The organism is Vibrio proteolyticus NBRC 13287 (assembly GCF_000467125.1).
In the GTDB taxonomy this organism is placed as follows: domain Bacteria; phylum Pseudomonadota; class Gammaproteobacteria; order Enterobacterales; family Vibrionaceae; genus Vibrio; species Vibrio proteolyticus.
Genome location: NZ_BATJ01000023.1, coordinates 1 through 17,081, shown reverse-complemented (window position 1 = coordinate 17,081; position 17,081 = coordinate 1). Strand labels below are relative to the sequence as shown.

The following is a 17,081-nucleotide window of genomic DNA, read 5'->3' as shown; positions in this document are numbered from 1 at the left end:
ATGCCTCTGAAAGCCAAATTGATTTTACTGACCCTGCTGCCGCTACTGCTGGTGTCAGTCAGCATCAGTTGGATCTCCATCTATCAGGCGAAAATGTTGGGTGAGCGAGAAGTTGAAATCTTTCGTGAAAACCTGATCAAGTCGCGCGAAAGGGCGTTGAAAGACAGCGTAGATCTCGCCTTTGACGCCATCTCTCATATCTATAATGATCCGAACCTGCCAAAGTCCGATGCTCAATCTCAGGTTAAGTCCCTTCTGACCAAACTCAGGTATGGATCTGATGGCTATTTTTTTGCCTATGACAAAACTGGCACCAACCTGGTTCACCCGATACTGCCAGAGCTGGTGGGTAAAAATCTCATTGATTTACAGGACAACAATGGCGATTTTCTAATAGAAGCCTTGTTGTTTCAGGCTCAGGCAGGTGGGGGCTTTCATCAGTATCTCTGGCAAAAGCCATCGAGCGGCGATATTGTGCCTAAGCTCAGTTACGCGGCCTGGCTGGAAAAATGGGAATGGATGATCGGTACCGGGCTTTACATCGAGGATGTCAGTCACGAAGTCGAGAATATGCAGGCTGCGATTAATCGTAACATCGAAACGACCTTTTTCTCCGTAATGGTGATTTTGTTGATCACGGTGGCGGTGATTGTGGTGTTAACGCTGGCCATCAATCTTCATGAACACCGACTCGCGGACAAGAACCTTAAAGAACTGGCTCATAAGACAGTGATGTTTCAGGAAGATGAGAAGAAGCATCTCGCCAGAGAGTTGCACGATGGCATCAATCAGTTGTTGGTGTCCAGCAAGTGTCATTTGGAGTTACTGGGGCAAAAGCTGCCCGACACGAATTTGCGTCAGCATCTGGATAAATCACAACAATCGCTGATGACAGCGATCAATGAAGTGCGCCATATCTCCCATCAACTTCGACCCAGTGCATTGGATGATATCGGGCTGGAGGCTGCCCTGACAACATTATTGCAGGACTTCAAAAGCCACTCGGGAATAGAGATAGACATCCATTTCGAAACTCAGGATCAGCGTTTGAAATCTGAAGTTGCAACAACGCTCTATCGTGTGGTGCAAGAATCCCTGAATAACGTTGAAAAACACTCTTTAGCCACGAAAGTCAGCGTTATCTTGCAGCAACTGGGAAGCCTGCTTCAATTAATGGTGAGGGATGATGGTGTCGGCTTTAACCCTAACGATGTGCTTGCCCGGCGCGGAATAGGTCTGCGTAACATGCGTGAGCGGGTTGAATTCATCGGTGGTGAATTCGACATTATCAGCGAGCCCGGCTTTGGTACCGAAATGACCGTATTACTTAATTTGGATGGATTGGTGTATGCAAAACCCGATTAACGTGGTCATCGTGGATGATCATCAGGTGGTGTTGGATGGCTTTATTGCCCGGTTGGAGCTTGAGCCGGACATTCGCGTTGTTGGTACCGCCAGCAATGGTCTGGAAGCGGTCGAAGTGGTGCGCAGCTTAGCGCCTGATGTGGTGTTAATGGACGTGAGCATGCCAGTCATGAATGGGATTGATGCGACACGGCTGATCCGTGAAGAGCGGCCTCACTCCAAAGTCCTGATGCTGACAATGCATGACAACCGAGAATACATCATGAAAGTGATGCAGGCGGGGGCGGTGGGCTACATGTTGAAGGAAATCTCCGCCGAAAAAATGGTTCAGGCGATCAAAACGGTGAACCAAGGCTCGACGTATTTCTGTGAGTCTGTCACCCAGACCCTGTTTACTCAGGAAGTGACACCGGCAACCCAGCGACAGAATCCACTCAGTCGCCGCGAAGAAGCGGTACTGAAGTTGGTGGCAGAAGGGCACAGCAGCAAAAAGATTGCCGCCCTGCTGAGCATCAGCTACCGAACGGTGGAAACACACCGACAGAACATCAAGCACAAGCTGGATCTGCACTCCACGGCAGAACTGGCAAAATATGCATTAGAAAAAGGTCTGGTTGAAAACTAAGCTATAGAAAAGTCAAACAATACAGAATCAGGACGTAAGTCAAAGCGAGTAATAAAAATATAAATTATTTATACAACTGGTCGATAACAATAATTGCAGTGATGTCGCTTTAAGGTTTCTCTCTTGCCTAAAACTACTTTAAGAACAAAAACGGTCATTTTATTTGCCACCAGCATTTTGGGTGTGATCATCAGTTGCTTGCTGATTACCCGCTATTTCTTTTTGGTCAACATACACAAAGTCGAGGAAATGCAGATCGAACGTCTGAGCAGCCAGGCTCAGGCGGTCATTGAGTCGATCGTAGCGTCTCAGGAAGAACATTCTTACGACTGGGCATACTGGGACGAATCCTACCTGTTGCTCAAGCAGGGGGATTCACAATTCGAAGAACGCAATTTGTATGAAGGCACACTCGATACGCTTGGTCTCGACATGATGATCTATCTGACCACCGATTATCAGGTGGTTGCGTCGACGTTTCGTAATATGCCGCAGCAACATTTTCAAACCGAGTTAGATAGCATTCTGGCGGCCTCGGGCATTCAGGAGCACATTCAGCAAATGTCGGAAGTGCTCGATGATGAGAAAGGCAGCATCTCTGGTTTGGTAAAGACTGGTGAGCAAATATGGGTGATCAGCCTGACACCCATCCGCAACAGCGAAGGCACGTCTGAAGTGGCTGGTTGGCTGCTGTGGGGCCAGCATCTGAGCTATCGTTTTCCGGCGGATTACCAGAAAATCCTCTCTGCTCAGAACGAGATTGTGGCGAACAAACCAGAACAAAAAGTGGCGAGTATCGGCAGTGGCAGCGCTTTGTTGTGGCTGGAAGAAGAGCGTGAGAGCATCACCACTTATTCGCCTTTGAATGACATGACCGGCGAGCGGATTGGCTATCTGCAAACCAGCGAATCCCGGCTGTTTACCCACAACAGCGAGCAGCTGTTTTTGTACCTGATCGCAATCATGACACTGGCTGCCGGCTTGATTGCGGCTCTGACGTTGTTGGTTTTTCGTGCCAAGATTGGCAAACGCTTCCTTCATCTTGAAGAGGGCATCGCCAATATCATTAATGACCGCGAATTACCAATTGGCAAAGCCAGTGATGAGTTCGAACGTGTCGCTAATCTGATCGAGATTCTGGCCGATTCCTCGTCGGCAGCTGAGGAAAAGTTAACAGAAACGCTGCAAAAATTTGATGTGTTGTACCGAAGCAGCAATGTGGGCGTGGTGCTGGTCGTTGATCGGATCATCGTTGATTCTAACCACGCCCTTGAGAACATGCTCGGTTATCAGAAAAAAGAGCTCATTTCTCACCCGCTGACTAAGTTATGTGCCGAGGAACAGCACTGCGGTGTTGATGATCTGTACCGTGCTATTGAGCAAGGCAAGCTGGAACAGGACGCGCAGATGCGCACCAAGTCAGGAGAGCTGATCCCGGTGAGCATTGAGGTGGCTCCACTGAACATGCAGGGTCAGCACGCGATCATGATGATGGTGAAAGATCTCAGCGAACAAAAGCATCAGGAAGCTTTGATTGCTCAGCTGACTGAACGAGACCCGATTTCAGGGCTGCTCAATCGGCCGGCGATCGTCAGTAAATTCAGTGAAGCGATGGGTGGAGCGATTGCGTCACCCGTGCTGATGTATATCTGTGTCGGCCGCTTGAGAGACATTGTCGAAATCCACGGCATCGAAGTGTACGATCAGGTGATTAGCCTGTTTTCCAGCAAGTTACAGTCCATGTTAAGTGACTGTGTATTAGGGCGAATCAGTGACCATGAATTCATCGCCTTTAGTAATGCTCCGAATGCGGTGGACGTGCTGACATCGGCCGGCGATCATCTTTGTCGTCAGTCTGATGTGACAATGCTGGTGGCCGGGCTGGAGCTGGAGATTAACGTGCACATGGTGCTGTTTGATGATCTGACCGAGCTGGGCAGTATTACCGATATTTCTCAGGTTGCCAGACATGCTGTGCAGTTCAAATCGGTTGAAGAGCGCTGCATCATTGATGTCGACCACGTGCTGATCAAAGAAGCCAAAGATGCGCTGGTGTTGAACCGAGATATAGCGGCGGCCATCCGAGAAAAGAAACTGTTTCCTTTCTATCAGCCGATTGTCGACTGCCAAAGCGGCGAAGTCATGGGGTTTGAAGCGCTGGCCCGCTGGCAACATGAGGAACTGGGGTTTGTCTCTCCATCCGTGTTTATCCCGATTGCTGAGCAGCAGAACCTGATCGTCGAACTGGGTGAGCAAATCCTGCAACAGAGTTGCCGTTTTATTGCTGCCATCAATCAGACGCGTTTGGCTAGCGGTAAGTCGCCATATTCACTGCATGTGAATCTGTCGGCGCCGCATTTTTATCACACGACACTGGTTGGCTTTTTGGAAGACACGCTAAAAAGCAGTGGTCTGGGCGAGGGGAATTTAGTGGTTGAGATCACCGAAAGCATGTTGGTCGGTGCTGAAGAGGAAGTGATTGAGCGCATGAAGACCATTCGAGAGCTTGGCGTCGCACTTGCTCTGGATGACTTTGGTACCGGGTTCGCTTCACTGGGAACATTGTGCAGCTATCCGCTCGACATCGTAAAACTCGATCGCTCTTACATCATGCAGTTGGAACACAATGAGAAGGCGAAGGTACTGGTAAGAAATGTCGCCGCGATGGCGAAGGAATTGGGGCTGGGTATCGTCGCGGAAGGTGTGGAGACAGCTTCTCAGCACCGCAAACTGAAAGTCTGGAAAATTGATGAAATACAGGGTTACCTCTTTTACAAGCCGATGAGCGGCGAAGAGATACAGCAACGCTTTTGCTGAGCTTGCGCACTTGTTTTCCAATTCGCGAATCAAACTTTCGTTTTTTTTCACTTTTGGAAATTTACTTTCCCTTATAGAGTAGAGCTCATACTCTGGGCTTCTCTATAAGTGGCACCAGAGCGAGAGTTCTCTTAGTCACGGTTGGTTGGCGACCAGCCCGAGGGCTCAAACGTTCAGAAATATTCAATAACAACGTTGAATGGCTTAGGAGGTGTGTACTCGCCAAGATGTTTGTACCGATGTATGTGGGCACAACCCAAACCAAGAATTCCGCAACGTCAGACAAGGTACAATCTCAAGCTTAGTATTGTGTTCATTCATTCATACATGCTTGTATGTTGAATCATAGCGCTAAGCTGGTGAGGAAGCCCCGCTTCAGCTCCCGCTGCTGCCCTTTTACCCCGGGGGTATGCGCGGAGCATGAGCTTGCACACCACTCCTGTTTTTTCTCATTTACCTGGATTGGGCTCGGACCCGTCTGGGTCATGGGCTCTTCACAGTTCGCTGAAACGACGCTTTCTTATTTTACCGCTTAATATACAATGGGTCGGATATGCATTTTGCATGTCTTTCGTTTATCTATCGCTCCTCCCGCGACGGAGAGAGTAAGGAGTTATGCACGTGGAAAACGTTGAGCCAATTATCGTCTCGACATTAGACATGGATCGTATCTCAGAGTTACTGGATACTTTGCCTGTACTGGACAAACAACTTGAACAGCTGGAAATGGAGTTGGATCGTGCGACCATTGTCGCGCCGAACGAAATGCCAGGTGACGTGGTCACGATGAATTCGACCGTGACGTTCAAGTTGCTCGAGAGCGGCAAGACCATGGAAAAAACACTGGTGTATCCGAATGAAGTAAAAAGCGAGCAGGATGTTTCTGTTTTTGCGCCGGTAGGTAGTGCTCTGCTGGGGTTGTCTGTTGGCCAAAAACTTAAATGGCCATTGCCGGGAGGCAATACTCAGACCATCGAGATCGTTGAGATATCTTATCAGCCAGAGCGCTCTGGCGATTTCTCGCTTTAAGCGTAACGCATGATAAAGAGGCCAGCAGGCCTCTTTTTTGATGTGAGCATCAGTGAAGTTAGACACATGCTCAAAACCCAATAACAGGCATTTCGGTAAACATTAAAACTAAGCCGTCCAAGGCTTAACTTTAGTGTCTCACGACATGCGTTTCGGTTTACGACTTGAACACCGCCTGACCAGATTTGTTAGTAAACAGCGCTTTATCATCTTCCATATAGCAGAAAGACGCGGCCCGTTGTTTGATGAGTTGCGCGGCTAAAGAGGGGGTCACCGCCCGGTGCTCACCCCGAACCACGTAAAATTCCCCTTCCCAAAAATTATCGCGAAACCGACCTGATGTTAAGAACTCAATAACGACTTTCATGCTTATCTCCTGCTTAGTTATGCTTTCAATATAGGCGCATAAACAATCCGGATCGATGGCGAAAAACGAAATGTTATTTTTATATTTCATATGTTAATTGTTGTTCTTGTTGGGTTGGTTTTTTGATAATAAAACTTCACATATCCACCGTAATGGTCGGTAATACCGACAGAAAGATCAGCGTGGCGAGGGCGATATTGAAGGTTTTTTGCCGGGTGACAGTATTGAGATAAGTGCTGATCTTTTGGCCGATCCAGGTCCAGAAAGTGTTGGCACACAAACCAGAAATGGTAAACACAACCGTGATCAGCAGTATTGATAACCAGTAATGTGACGCCTGGCTGTAACTGGAGATCAGCGCCAGAGACGCCATCCAGGCTTTGATGTTGCCAAGTTGAAACAGCGTCGCTTCAAGTACTGACATAGGGCGGCCGCTCTGAGTACGAGTGGCGAACGGATTCGAGGTCAACAGCTTTAATACCAACCACAACATGTAACTCAGCCCGATATATTTCAACATCAGATACAGCCCGGGAGATTGTTGCAGCAGTAACCCGACGCCGCCAGCACACAGCAGAAGCAGGCCGATAACGCCGATTCGTATACCGAGTAGATGTCGCCAGGACTGCCGGATACCAAAGTGTGCTCCTGAACTGGCGAGCAGGAAGTTGTTCGGCCCGGGGGAAATGGTAGTGACAAAAGCAAACAAAGTCATGGGGGGCAAAAGTTCCCAAAGTGCATTCATACGGTGATCCTCACTGATTCATCACCGCCAGAGTAAAAGAGGGTGGGGCCGTTCCCCAATTGTTAATGCGTCACCATGACAATTCTTTTGTTTGCATGTGGATCAGCCTTGATTATCCTAGAATTGTTGACTAAATGTCCCCCTATGGAGAGTGACAATGTTTGTTCCTGATATTTCCGGTCGTACGGGCACCAAATTTCAGGCGTTGGCCGATGCCTTTTCTGAAGCGATTGAAAGCGGCGAGTTAATGCCGGGTACCAAGTTACCTCCCCAACGGATTTTATCTTATCGGCTTGGTGTCACAGTGGGGACAGTGACCCGGGCGTATCAGGAATTAGAGCAGCGCGGGCTGACTGAGCCGAAAGTAGGAAGCGGTACGTACGTCACGGGCAAGCAAGAAGCGCAGCAGATGTTTTATCACCCAGTGACTGAAAAGTCTGGGGTGGATTTGGCTTTGTGCCGGCCGCTGTTATTGCGTCAGCATGAGTATCTGGCTGAGGGGCTACAGGCATTGGCTCAAGAGCCGATTGCACAGCGTGCCGTTCTGGATTATCACTCTGCCGACGGGATTCAGGGGCATAATCAGACATTGCAAGCCTGGTTGATGACGCGTTTTCGTAGTGAGATTGACCGGCGCCGTCTGGTTTGGACATACGGAGGTCAGCACGGCCTATCGGTGCTGATTCAAGGATTGACTCGACCCAAAGAGACGATTCTGACCGAAGGGTTGTGTTATGCCGAGTTCATTCATGCCTGTCAGCAGTCAGAACGCAAACTGGTGCCCGTTCGTCTTGATCAGCAGGGGATCGACCCGGAGGATTTAGAGCTGCATTGTAAGCGCCATCGGCCCAAATTGCTTTATCTGACTCCGGCGATTCAAAACCCCACAGGCGCGCAGATTTCAGATAGCCGTAGGCTGAGGATCATTGAGATTTGTCGTCGGTATCAGGTGTTGATTGTTGAAGATGACGTCTTGTACTGCCCGCCCAGTCACAGAAAGACGCCTTTGGTGGCGATAGCACCGGACATCACCTTGTTTGTCGGAAGTTTTTCCAAATACTTTGCTGGTGGCCTGAGGGTCGGGTATCTGATTTTACCGCTGTCGATGAAGGACTCTTTGCAGCGGGCACTGCGTGCCAGTTGCATGCACGTCAGCCCGTTAATGGTGGATTTGGTGTGCCGCTGGCTGACCAATGGTGCGATGGACAAGGTTGACCAGGAAATCGCCATGGAAGTCAGTGCCCGGCAGCGTATTTGGCGCCGCGTTTTTCCGCACGCTCCGCAGCAGGTGCCAGGGTTTAATGTGTGGTTACCCTTACCCGAGCCACTGACCGGTTATCAGTTTGCCCGCACGTTGCGTGAGAAAGGCATTCATGTGCGTGAAGCGGAGATGTTTGCGGTCGGGCGGTATCAGGTGCCGGCAGCGGTGAGGATCTCCTTGACCGGGCCGCCAAGCCGGTCACAATTGGAAGCGGCTTTGCTGACATTGCGCGAGCAGATTGCGCGCAGTGGCTAATCACATTTGGCGTTTGGCTTTTCGCCGTTTTAGGATCCACATGATCAATGCTCCGAACAACAGCGCCGCCAATGCCCACACGATAAACCGGTAATGGGTGTAGAGCGTACTGAGTTCACTCAGATGCTCAAACGCAAAGTGTGTCAGCAAGCTAAACACTGCCACCCAGACAGTGCTGGCCAGTGCATTGCCAAACAGAAATTCCCGGCGTGGCATTTTCGCGATACCGCACGCGAGTGGCATAAACTGCTTCATTCCCTCGATAAAACGGCTGATGACTAAGCAGGCCGGGCCATACGTCTGAATCGTGGACTGCAGCTTTTGCATTTTAGGTCCGGACACATAACCTTTTTTATCCAGCCAATTCTCAAAATAGTAGCCGAGCAGGTAACCACAGGTATTGCCTAGAAAGCAGCTTAGCCAGGAAACCGTCGCCACCAGAGTCAGGCTCATAACCTGTTCAGAGGCTAACAGAGAGGCGGCAATCATTAGTGACTGACCGGGCATAGGAATGCCCAGCCCTTCGAGAAAAATGCTTACCACCAATGCCAGGTATCCGTACTGTTCCAGCAAGGGTTTCATAGTCATAAGTAGGGCATTGATCTGGTCCAAGCTAAGCTCCGCTTTCGGATCGGTGAACTGTGAGTGATACCTCCGAACGCGATTCTGGTCAATATCTGGCGGGAGATTGTGCGCAGTCCTGACATTTATCTGAAAGGGGTGTTGGTTTTTTGCTCAGTTGATTTTGCGAATATTTTTGCACACGAGAAGGTGTGCGAGACGCCGAAAAATGCGTTATGGACTATAGTTAGCGAAACAAGCTTGCCATTTGCCAAGGGGAAATTATGGAGTTACATCAGCACTCAATACCGGACCTTTTTCAACAGCTGGGACTGGGCAGTTCAGAGCAGGAGATTCGTTCGTTTGTTACCGAGCACGGTGATGATTTAGGCAGTGCGCCGATTTACGAAGCAAGTTTTTGGACGCCGGCACAAGCATCGTTTCTCAAACAGGCGTTGGAAGATGATGCGGACTGGGCTGAGGTAGTGGATCAATTGGATGTTATGCTAAGAAATTAGTCAGGTGACACTGAGATAGCAGCACATGGATCATCACGAAGTCTTTAACGACAGTTATCTGAGGTGTAACGAAAACCCGGAGTTCTTCACTCTGTTTTATCAGATCTTCTGGGAAAGCAGTGACCACTTTCGTGAGATGTTCGCTGACACGGATATGAACCACCAAATTCAGATGCTGCGTGCTTCACTGCACATTTTGATGCTCGCCAGTGTGTCCACGGATGCAAAAGAGTTGGTCAAACGTTTTGGTGTACGTCATGGTACCACCGGTTATGGCGTTAAACCGGAAGACTTGGATATCTGGTTTGAGTGCATGCTTCAGACCGTCAGCATTTGTGATCGCAACTGGACGCCTGAAGTTGAACTGGCGTGGCGACAATGTTTTGCCAAAGGTATTGAAGTGATGAAGGCACATTGCTCCGGTTATCTGCCGCTGGTGGATTAGCGGCAAATGACTACTTAGCGTCACGCTTGGTAAGCCATTCCAGAAACTCTTCGGCGTACCATTTTTCGTTTTCGTTATCGCACCATCTTCGGGTCAGGCGGCGCTTGTTGAATTCAACCCCAATTGCTGCTTTGGTTTGTGTGGTGGCACGGCCGTAGTACAGCGTTTCACACAGTTCCATATTGGACATGTTCTGGGCATAACTGTTGACGCTAGTGCTTCGCATACCCGCAGTGCTGGCCTGTTTATTCGAACACCCTGTAATGAGCAGTAAAAGAGTGATGCCCAGACAAAGTTTGCGCATTATTTTTCCTTGTATATCATTCGCTTTGCTTCTTGACGCCAACCATAGCCGCAAGGCATCTTAAAATCAAAGAACTTCTGTCGGATGTTTTGCACGGTTAACACTATGATACGTCACCTTTGTGTCCGCTCTTACACTTTGAAAATGAGTCGGCATTCCCACCCGTTCCACCAAGTAGTTTTGCCGCTTGCTGGCAGTATCGATATTCGCATGGATGGTTACTCTGGTAGCGTTAGTGCCGGAGAGCTGATCGTGATCCGCTCAGGAGCGTGCCATGAATTTCGTGCACAAGAAGCAGCGAAGTTTATCGTGGTTGATCTCGATAACCTGCCAGAGGCGTTGAATCACACCCAAGTGAAGTTGCATATCTCTGAAACGCTCAACGCCTATTTAACTTTTATTGAGCAGCAATTGCTTGAGGCGGTGAATCCAGTATTGGATAAGTCGGTGCGTGAACTTCTCTGGCTGCTGTTGCACGAGCAAACAGGACATCGTCTTTGTGACGCTCGTATTGAACAAGCGGTCGCCCATATCCACACGGATTTAAGTGCCTCGCACACTGTGCGTTCGCTGGCTGCGGTGGCTTGCCTGAGTCCAACTCAGTTCAAAAAGCGGTTTCATCAAGCGATGCAATACACCACGCAGCAATATTTGATCCGCGCCCGAATGGAGCGGGCATAAGCTCTGCTGAGGTATAGCGATCTCCCGGTTACGCTGATTGCTGAACAAGTGGGCTATCAGGATGTTTCCGCATTTAGTCGGCGTTTTCGGGAGGTGTCCGGGCACCCGCCGACCTGGTGCCGAAAATAGAGTCCGTATGGTCGTTTAATGCGTCTTCTCTGCACAAACAAGTTGAGCGCACTCTGCTAATTTGAGCGGAGTGAAAATAAGACTGTGTTGGAGGGTAACGATGAAAACCATTAGTTGGCAGGAGTTTGAACAAGTTGAGTTGAGAGTCGGCACCATCATTGAGGTGAGCGATTTTCCACAAGCACGGCGTCCGGCCTACAAATTAACAATCGATTTTGGAGATGAGATCGGCGTGAAGAAATCGAGCGCGCAAATCACCGATCTCTACCAGAAAGACGATCTTTTGGATAAACAGGTTATGGCAGTGATTAACTTCCCTAAGAAGCAGATTGGCCCATTTATGTCGGAGTGCCTGGTGACCGGCTTTCATCGCAGTGATGGTGCCGTGGTGTTGGTGAGTCCGGAAGCAAGAGTGCCAAAAGGGGCGAAATTGAGTTGAGACTTTGAGACTGAAATGCTTTGTTTAAACTGATGCGAAACGTTGGTGGTCGAGTCTGTGCGCGACACTGAGATCTCTGCCCAGTTTGCAACAAAATCACCAAAACTCTGTATTGTAAAACAGAGGTCTTTGTCTACGCTTTTTAGGCAAAGGCGAAGAATTGTTCGATTTTAGAGTTTGTTATCGAATCTTCTGTATCTCTCGACCTTTCAAGAATGAAGAGAGTGAACAAGGATAAGGTTTATGAGATTGAATAAAGTTCTGACTCATCTGATGGTCGCCTGGGTGGGATGCAGTCTGGTTTTACCGGTAACAGCCAGTGAGGATATGCGCAATGACGCCGCCAATGCGACAAAAGCCTCAAATGGCGAGTTGATGAATGCATTGCCATTCGATAACACGAGTGATTTTGACGCCGTACATAAAGGGTTGATTGAAGCGTTACCCCAAGACACGATCAAAGGCGGAGCGGGGAACGTGATTTGGAATCCGCAGCAATATGGGTTCATTAAAGAAGGCGATAAAGCCCCTGATTCGGTGAACCCGAGTTTGTGGCGTCAGTCCCAGTTGATCAACATCAGTGGTTTGTTTGAGGTGACAGACGGCATTTATCAGGTTCGCAATCTAGACCTGTCCAATATGACCATTATTGAAGGTAAAGAAGGTATCACGGTGGTTGATCCGCTTATCTCGGCGGAAACAGCCAAAGTTGCCATCGATCTGTATTATAAAAACCGTGGCAAAAAGCCCGTTAAAGCGGTGATCTATACCCATAGTCACGTTGATCACTATGGCGGCGTGAAAGGGATCGTCAGTCAGGAAGACGTAAACGCCGGTAAGGTGAAAGTCTATGCACCAGATGGCTTTCTGGAAGCGGCGGTGGCCGAGAACGTCATGGCTGGGAATGCGATGAGTCGCCGGGCCAGTTACATGTACGGTAACCTGTTGCCCGCTGACCCGAAAGGCCAGGTCGGCGCCGGTCTGGGGACCACGACATCAGCTGGCACGGTGACGTTGATCGCTCCGACTGAGATTGTCATGAAAACTGGCGAGAAGCACACCATTGACGGTCTGACGTACGAATTTCTGATGGCGCCGGGCTCTGAAGCTCCAGCGGAAATGCTTTGGTTCATCGAAGAGAAAAAAGCCATTTCTGCTGCGGAAGACGCCACTCACACGTTACACAATACCTATTCATTGCGTGGCGCGAAGATACGCGAACCGCTTCCTTGGTCAAAGTACCTCAATCAAGCGATCAACATGTGGGGCGACAAAGCCGAAGTCATGTTCGCGCAGCACCATTGGCCGACATGGGGCAATGATAATGTGGTGCAGTTATTAAAGTCACAACGTGATATTTATCGTTATATCAACGATGAGACGCTGCGATTGGCAAACCATGGTTACACCCGCGACGAAATCGCAGAGCAGTTTACCTTGCCTGACGGACTGGCGAAAGTCTGGGCCAACCGAGGCTACTATGGTTCGATTAGTCACAACGTTAAAGCAACCTACGTGCTTTATCTGGGATGGTTCGATGGCAACCCCGCTACGCTACATGAGCTAACGCCAGTGGAGTCGGCTAAGCGTTATGTCGAATTCATGGGGGGCGCAGATGCCGTACTGGAAAAAGCCCGCAAATATTATGACAAAGGCGAATACCGTTGGGTGGCGCAAGTGGTGAAACATGTGGTGTTCGCGGATCCGAATAACCAGGCGGCGAAAAACCTTGAAGCTGACGCCTTAGAGCAGATGGGATATCAGGCTGAGTCGGGGCCATGGCGCAACTTCTATCTGACGGGAGCACAGGAGTTACGCAGTGGCGTTGCTCAATTACCAACACCGGATACCGCCAGCCCGGATACGGTGCGAGCCATGACCCCAGAGATGTTCTTCGACTATTTGGCAGTCAGACTTAATGGACCAAAAGCGGGTGATGCGACGGCATTGCTTAACTTTGATTTTGGAGGTGACGCCGGACAATATCTGCTGGAATTGGGTAACGGCGTGCTCAATCATACCGCAGGTATCACATCCGACAAAGCGGACGCGACGGTCAAGTTATCCAGAGATACTCTGAATAAGATTATCTTGCAGCAAATCACGTTGGATCAGGCGCTAAAAGCGGGGGATGTGACCATCGACGGCGATGAAAGCAAGCTCAAAGAGTTGGTCGGCTATCTCGATAGCTTTGATTTCTGGTTCAATATCGTGACTCCTTAAAGTTTGAAGTGCATGCTCAGCCCGGCACATGTGTCGGGCTGAATGCCATTCGTCATTCTTATGCAAGCCTTACTTGAACGAACGTCAAGGCTAAAATGCACTGGTTTGCTTATGCCATCTGTCTGCTTTAGACTTCGAAGCATTGTGAATCAGGGTGTTATCAATACAATATGTTTTCCTCCCCCTTCATCAGGCTTGACCTCCGTCGTCTTATCCTCTTACTGACCATTGCCAGTGTTCTGGTTACGCTCACTAACTCTTTTTACTCCATTTACAAAGTACAAAAGAGCTTGTTGATGGAAAAGACCATGGAAGCAAACCGAGTCTATGCGGAAAAAATGGCAGCGACGACGGATGTGTTTATAGAGTCTGCCCAATCTCAGCTGGAATACAGTGCCAATGTTCTCAAGGCCCATATGCATGATGAGTCGTTCTTGATGCGGGAAGCGGAAAGGCTGCGTATGCAAACCAGAACCTTCAACTCGGTAGCAGTGGTTAACGCAGAAGGGGTGATCATCGCGGTGTCACCAGAAACACTGGATGTTAAAGGGGTTCAACTGACCTCGAAGGACTCGTTGCAATCACTTCATGCGCAGCAGCCATTGGTCACTGAGCCGTTTGTGTCGCCCGCAGGGAACTATCTGATCAGCATTTCTCACCCGATATTTTCTGATCAAGGCGTCTATCAGGGCTACGTGTCCGGCACGATTTATCTTGAAAGAGACAACATCCTTTATCGAATTCTTGAAAAACATGGCTACAAGGATCGTTCTTACCTCTATGTGGTTGACCACAATAAAACGCTTATTTTTCATCCTGATAAATCTCGGATCGGTGAATCCATTGCCAATAATGCGGCGATTGATTCTGTTAGTGAAGGAGAGTTAGGGGTAAAAGATATCGTGAACTCAAAAGGAGTGGATATGTTGACGGGCTTTGCTCCGGTGCAAACAACTCATTGGGGGATTGTGGCACAGCGTCCCAAGGCCGCCGTTATGGCCGAACTCGATAAACAAATGCAGGATGTTTTTGTGGTGACCATTCCTATTGGCCTTTTGACACTGCTTGTGATTTGGGTGTCAGCGATATTCATATCTCGTCCATTATGGCACCTCGCGCGCCGCGTCACCGCAATCGAACATTCAGATACAATGAGAGAGATAAATCAAATCCATTCCTGGTATTTTGAGGTAGCGAACCTCAAATCGGCTATCTTGCGTGGCTTTGGTAAGTTGTCTCATCAATTGGATAAACTGCATGCAGACAGTCATAGTGATGCGATGACCGGGCTGTTGAACCGCCGGGGAATGCTCAAGGCGCTCGATGCACTAACGGTAAAAAACGTGCCGTTTTCTGTTCTGGCTCTGGATATTGACTACTTTAAGCGAGTGAATGATTCGTATGGTCATGATGTCGGTGACGAACTGATCATTGCCATCGCTGAGCAAATGCAAAAACAAGCCAGACAGGAAGATATACTTTGCCGAGCGGGTGGTGAAGAGTTCCTTATTTTTTTGGCCAATACGGACATCAATAATGCGTATGAGGTTGCTGAGCGAATTCGCAGTGCTATTGAAGATCACGATTTCGCAACGGTCGGGCGTATCACCGTATCGATTGGTGTAGCTTACTGGCCAGCTGGTGATGTGAGAATGGAAGCAAGCCTCAAGCAAGCGGATATTGCGTTGTACCAGGCAAAACACCAAGGGCGAAACCGGACACAAGTCGCTCAGACAGATTGAAATATTGTTCATGTTATGGGAGAAGTTAGATGACAATAGAAATCCAGCAACAAGTTCCCAAGGCGGATGAATTCTGTGTCTTACGTATAAAAGCCGGATTGTCTGAAAAGTCGATCCAAGCGGCTGAAATCGGGTTGCCCAACTCGTTGTATGGGGTCTCTATCCGAGACGACGGTCAGTTAATCGCGATGGGAAGAGTTGTTGGCGATGGTGCTTGTAATTTTGAGATCGTCGACGTGGCAGTGGATCCAGATTATCAAGGAAAGGGGTTGGGGCGGAAAGTGATGGAATATATAGACCGTTATCTAGCAAAGAACACTCTGCTAGGTTCCTATGTGTCTCTGATAGCCGATGAGCCCGGGTTTTATGAAAAACTTGGTTATCGGCTGGTCGCACCTAAGTGTCATGGCATGAGCAAAAAATTTGTCGTGCAGTCTTGAATCACAAAACTCAACTAACCTATCGCTGGAAAAACAGGTTCGCTCAAGGTGACCAAGCGTTCGGTTCCGACTTAAATGTTATGGCGGAGGCCTTTTGAAGAACAAAAATCCGAGAGAGCTCGATATCGACATCGGCAATCGACATATCGTTATTCAACGCAGGTATGATGCGTTAGGTGCGCTTAATGACCTATTCATTGCTGTCTGGTTTTTGGTTGGCAGCTTTTTCTTTTTGAACAACTCTTTAGTTGAGAGTGGGACTTGGCTGTTTATCGTCGGTAGTGCCCAATTAATCATCAAACCAGTAATCAAACTGACCAGTTTGGTTCACTTGGGAAGAATTCAAAAGCGGGCGTAATGTGGTGGTTTTGCTTCACTTTTTTACCTGTGTATCTGAACAGATGGGATGCCAACCCATCTGTCGCCCGATTAAGCAGCAACGAACGTTATAATTCCAGTGTCCAATACCAATGTCATCACATTTTCCAGGATGTCAGAAGGTTAGCGATATATGCAACATTTTCTAATGTTGAAATACGGCATAATATAAGGTGTAAAAACGGCTTTTAGCTGTATAGGTAGCGTTAGGCGCAGTAAAGAAAATCTTGGGTCTAATCTCTTTTTATCCCTTTGGCAATTTTCCTCAGTTTCTCGGCAATCTGGCTTTATCTTCCTAAATTCTTGAATCACTCAACCCGCAAAATATGCCAATGTTCGCGGGTTGCCTCATTTGTTTTTTGAGTCGGCTGGTTGCAGTTCTCTTTGGTTCAAATCGCTTCAAGTTTATCTGTTTTGGAAGCTGGTTTATTGGCTTCGATTTCGCCCTGAAAGCTAGCCTTTCCAAGTTCCACTTTCACGTGCTGAATTGCCAATTTCTTTGGTGGTTTGGTTGCAGTGGGTTTCAGAAACTAAGCCGCTTTAGCATTTAGGTTTTATTCAAATTCAGTGGGTTACGTTGTTTTATCTATTTCCCAAAAGTGGTTTTCTAAATCCAATTTCAATTAATTGAGTGAAGCGCCTAACAAAGCATTTAAGAGTGACTCACAACGCTTGGCGATTTCAGTTTAAACTCGGCTTTAGTGTTTAAGGTGGAATGGTTTGGGTTAGGTGTTTAGCGTTGTTCGCACCTTAATGC

At 48.5% G+C, this 17,081-nt stretch carries 18 protein-coding genes; 14 read left to right on the top strand and 4 right to left on the bottom strand.

Going from position 1 to position 17,081, the window contains the following annotated elements; all coding sequences use genetic code 11:
* From VPR01S_RS19375 to rnk, 4 genes are all read left to right on the top strand, one after another.
* Positions 1–1,365 (top strand): cache domain-containing protein, encoded by a 1,365-nt coding sequence (locus VPR01S_RS19375; RefSeq protein WP_021707074.1) that lies wholly within the window; start codon positions 1–3, stop codon positions 1,363–1,365.
* Positions 1,349–1,990 carry a response regulator gene (locus tag VPR01S_RS19370; protein ID WP_021707073.1) on the top strand — a complete coding sequence of 214 codons (642 nt, stop codon included), beginning with the start codon at positions 1,349–1,351 and terminating at the stop codon, positions 1,988–1,990. The genes VPR01S_RS19375 and VPR01S_RS19370 overlap by 17 nt, the downstream gene beginning before the upstream one ends.
* Positions 1,991–2,113: 123 nt before the next feature.
* Positions 2,114–4,807 (top strand): bifunctional diguanylate cyclase/phosphodiesterase, encoded by a 2,694-nt coding sequence (locus tag VPR01S_RS19365; RefSeq protein WP_021707072.1) that lies wholly within the window; start codon positions 2,114–2,116, stop codon positions 4,805–4,807.
* A gap of 615 nt (positions 4,808–5,422) precedes the next feature.
* Positions 5,423–5,836, top strand: coding sequence for a nucleoside diphosphate kinase regulator (rnk, locus tag VPR01S_RS19360; protein WP_021707071.1), 414 nt, complete (start codon positions 5,423–5,425; stop codon positions 5,834–5,836).
* A 157-nt stretch (positions 5,837–5,993) separates the two neighbouring features.
* Here rnk and VPR01S_RS19355 read toward each other — a convergent pair whose 3' ends face one another.
* Positions 5,994–6,203 carry a hypothetical protein gene (locus VPR01S_RS19355; protein ID WP_021707070.1) on the bottom strand — a complete coding sequence of 70 codons (210 nt, stop codon included), beginning with the start codon at positions 6,201–6,203 and terminating at the stop codon, positions 5,994–5,996.
* Positions 6,204–6,339: 136 nt separating this feature from the next.
* Positions 6,340–6,948 (bottom strand): LysE family translocator, encoded by a 609-nt coding sequence (locus VPR01S_RS19350; protein WP_021707069.1) that lies wholly within the window; start codon positions 6,946–6,948, stop codon positions 6,340–6,342.
* Between the two features lie 157 nt (positions 6,949–7,105).
* Here VPR01S_RS19350 and VPR01S_RS19345 point away from each other — a divergent pair, with 157 nt between their 5' ends.
* Positions 7,106–8,464 (top strand): aminotransferase-like domain-containing protein, encoded by a 1,359-nt coding sequence (locus tag VPR01S_RS19345; protein WP_021707068.1) that lies wholly within the window; start codon positions 7,106–7,108, stop codon positions 8,462–8,464.
* On the opposite strand, the gene VPR01S_RS19340 is transcribed toward VPR01S_RS19345, so the two are convergent.
* Positions 8,465–9,052 carry a DedA family protein gene (locus tag VPR01S_RS19340; protein ID WP_040903168.1) on the bottom strand — a complete coding sequence of 196 codons (588 nt, stop codon included), beginning with the start codon at positions 9,050–9,052 and terminating at the stop codon, positions 8,465–8,467. It lies immediately after the preceding gene.
* A gap of 257 nt (positions 9,053–9,309) precedes the next feature.
* On the opposite strand from VPR01S_RS19340, the gene VPR01S_RS19335 reads away from it, so the two are divergent.
* Positions 9,310–9,543, top strand: coding sequence for a DUF2789 domain-containing protein (locus tag VPR01S_RS19335; RefSeq protein ID WP_021707066.1), 234 nt, complete (start codon positions 9,310–9,312; stop codon positions 9,541–9,543).
* Between the two features lie 25 nt (positions 9,544–9,568).
* Entirely contained in the window at positions 9,569–9,988 is a 420-nt protein-coding gene (locus tag VPR01S_RS19330; protein WP_021707065.1) for a globin domain-containing protein, read from the top strand.
* A 10-nt stretch (positions 9,989–9,998) separates the two neighbouring features.
* Here the strand turns inward: VPR01S_RS19330 and VPR01S_RS19325 are convergent, their stop codons facing one another.
* A complete protein-coding gene (locus tag VPR01S_RS19325; protein ID WP_021707064.1) occupies positions 9,999–10,292 on the bottom strand; it encodes a hypothetical protein in 294 nt (97 codons plus the stop codon).
* A gap of 105 nt (positions 10,293–10,397) precedes the next feature.
* Here VPR01S_RS19325 and VPR01S_RS19320 point away from each other — a divergent pair, with 105 nt between their 5' ends.
* The 7 genes from VPR01S_RS19320 to VPR01S_RS19295 all read left to right on the top strand — a co-directional run bounded on the left by VPR01S_RS19320 (position 10,398) and on the right by VPR01S_RS19295 (position 16,304).
* Entirely contained in the window at positions 10,398–10,973 is a 576-nt protein-coding gene (locus VPR01S_RS19320) for a cupin domain-containing protein (RefSeq protein ID WP_156008757.1), read from the top strand.
* Between the two features lie 3 nt (positions 10,974–10,976).
* Positions 10,977–11,102, top strand: a complete 126-nt coding sequence (locus tag VPR01S_RS23210; protein WP_081693213.1) for a helix-turn-helix domain-containing protein — start codon at positions 10,977–10,979, stop codon at positions 11,100–11,102.
* 100 nt (positions 11,103–11,202) lie between these two features.
* The gene (locus VPR01S_RS19315; RefSeq protein ID WP_021707062.1) at positions 11,203–11,541 is read left to right on the top strand and encodes a tRNA-binding protein; all 339 of its coding nucleotides are present in this window, start codon (positions 11,203–11,205) and stop codon (positions 11,539–11,541) included.
* 243 nt (positions 11,542–11,784) lie between these two features.
* Complete coding sequence (locus tag VPR01S_RS19310; protein ID WP_021707061.1) at positions 11,785–13,764, top strand: alkyl/aryl-sulfatase; 1,980 nt, start codon at positions 11,785–11,787, stop codon at positions 13,762–13,764.
* A gap of 170 nt (positions 13,765–13,934) precedes the next feature.
* Positions 13,935–15,506, top strand: a complete 1,572-nt coding sequence (locus tag VPR01S_RS19305; RefSeq protein ID WP_021707060.1) for a sensor domain-containing diguanylate cyclase — start codon at positions 13,935–13,937, stop codon at positions 15,504–15,506.
* 29 nt (positions 15,507–15,535) lie between these two features.
* Positions 15,536–15,946, top strand: a complete 411-nt coding sequence (locus VPR01S_RS19300) for a GNAT family N-acetyltransferase (protein WP_021707059.1) — start codon at positions 15,536–15,538, stop codon at positions 15,944–15,946.
* A gap of 94 nt (positions 15,947–16,040) precedes the next feature.
* Positions 16,041–16,304: a YrhK family protein gene (locus VPR01S_RS19295; protein ID WP_021707058.1), complete on the top strand. Its 264-nt coding sequence runs from the start codon at positions 16,041–16,043 to the stop codon at positions 16,302–16,304.
* Positions 16,305–17,081 lie beyond the last annotated feature (777 nt).

What these genes read in the sequence shown, in the direction of transcription:
- VPR01S_RS19375 (WP_021707074.1), top strand. Translation starts at nt 1, where the DNA reads ATGCCTCTGAAAGCCAAATTGATTTTACTGACCCTGCTGCCGCTACTG.
- VPR01S_RS19370 (WP_021707073.1), top strand. Translation starts at nt 1,349, where the DNA reads ATGCAAAACCCGATTAACGTGGTCATCGTGGATGATCATCAGGTGGTG.
- rnk (WP_021707071.1), top strand. Translation starts at nt 5,423, where the DNA reads ATGCACGTGGAAAACGTTGAGCCAATTATCGTCTCGACATTAGACATG.
- VPR01S_RS19355 (WP_021707070.1), bottom strand. Translation starts at nt 6,203, where the DNA reads ATGAAAGTCGTTATTGAGTTCTTAACATCAGGTCGGTTTCGCGATAAT.
- VPR01S_RS19350 (WP_021707069.1), bottom strand. Translation starts at nt 6,948, where the DNA reads ATGAATGCACTTTGGGAACTTTTGCCCCCCATGACTTTGTTTGCTTTT.
- VPR01S_RS19345 (WP_021707068.1), top strand. Translation starts at nt 7,106, where the DNA reads ATGTTTGTTCCTGATATTTCCGGTCGTACGGGCACCAAATTTCAGGCG.
- VPR01S_RS19340 (WP_040903168.1), bottom strand. Translation starts at nt 9,052, where the DNA reads ATGACTATGAAACCCTTGCTGGAACAGTACGGATACCTGGCATTGGTG.
- VPR01S_RS19335 (WP_021707066.1), top strand. Translation starts at nt 9,310, where the DNA reads ATGGAGTTACATCAGCACTCAATACCGGACCTTTTTCAACAGCTGGGA.
- VPR01S_RS19330 (WP_021707065.1), top strand. Translation starts at nt 9,569, where the DNA reads ATGGATCATCACGAAGTCTTTAACGACAGTTATCTGAGGTGTAACGAA.
- VPR01S_RS19325 (WP_021707064.1), bottom strand. Translation starts at nt 10,292, where the DNA reads ATGCGCAAACTTTGTCTGGGCATCACTCTTTTACTGCTCATTACAGGG.
- VPR01S_RS19320 (WP_156008757.1), top strand. Translation starts at nt 10,398, where the DNA reads ATGATACGTCACCTTTGTGTCCGCTCTTACACTTTGAAAATGAGTCGG.
- VPR01S_RS19315 (WP_021707062.1), top strand. Translation starts at nt 11,203, where the DNA reads ATGAAAACCATTAGTTGGCAGGAGTTTGAACAAGTTGAGTTGAGAGTC.
- VPR01S_RS19310 (WP_021707061.1), top strand. Translation starts at nt 11,785, where the DNA reads ATGAGATTGAATAAAGTTCTGACTCATCTGATGGTCGCCTGGGTGGGA.
- VPR01S_RS19305 (WP_021707060.1), top strand. Translation starts at nt 13,935, where the DNA reads ATGTTTTCCTCCCCCTTCATCAGGCTTGACCTCCGTCGTCTTATCCTC.
- VPR01S_RS19300 (WP_021707059.1), top strand. Translation starts at nt 15,536, where the DNA reads ATGACAATAGAAATCCAGCAACAAGTTCCCAAGGCGGATGAATTCTGT.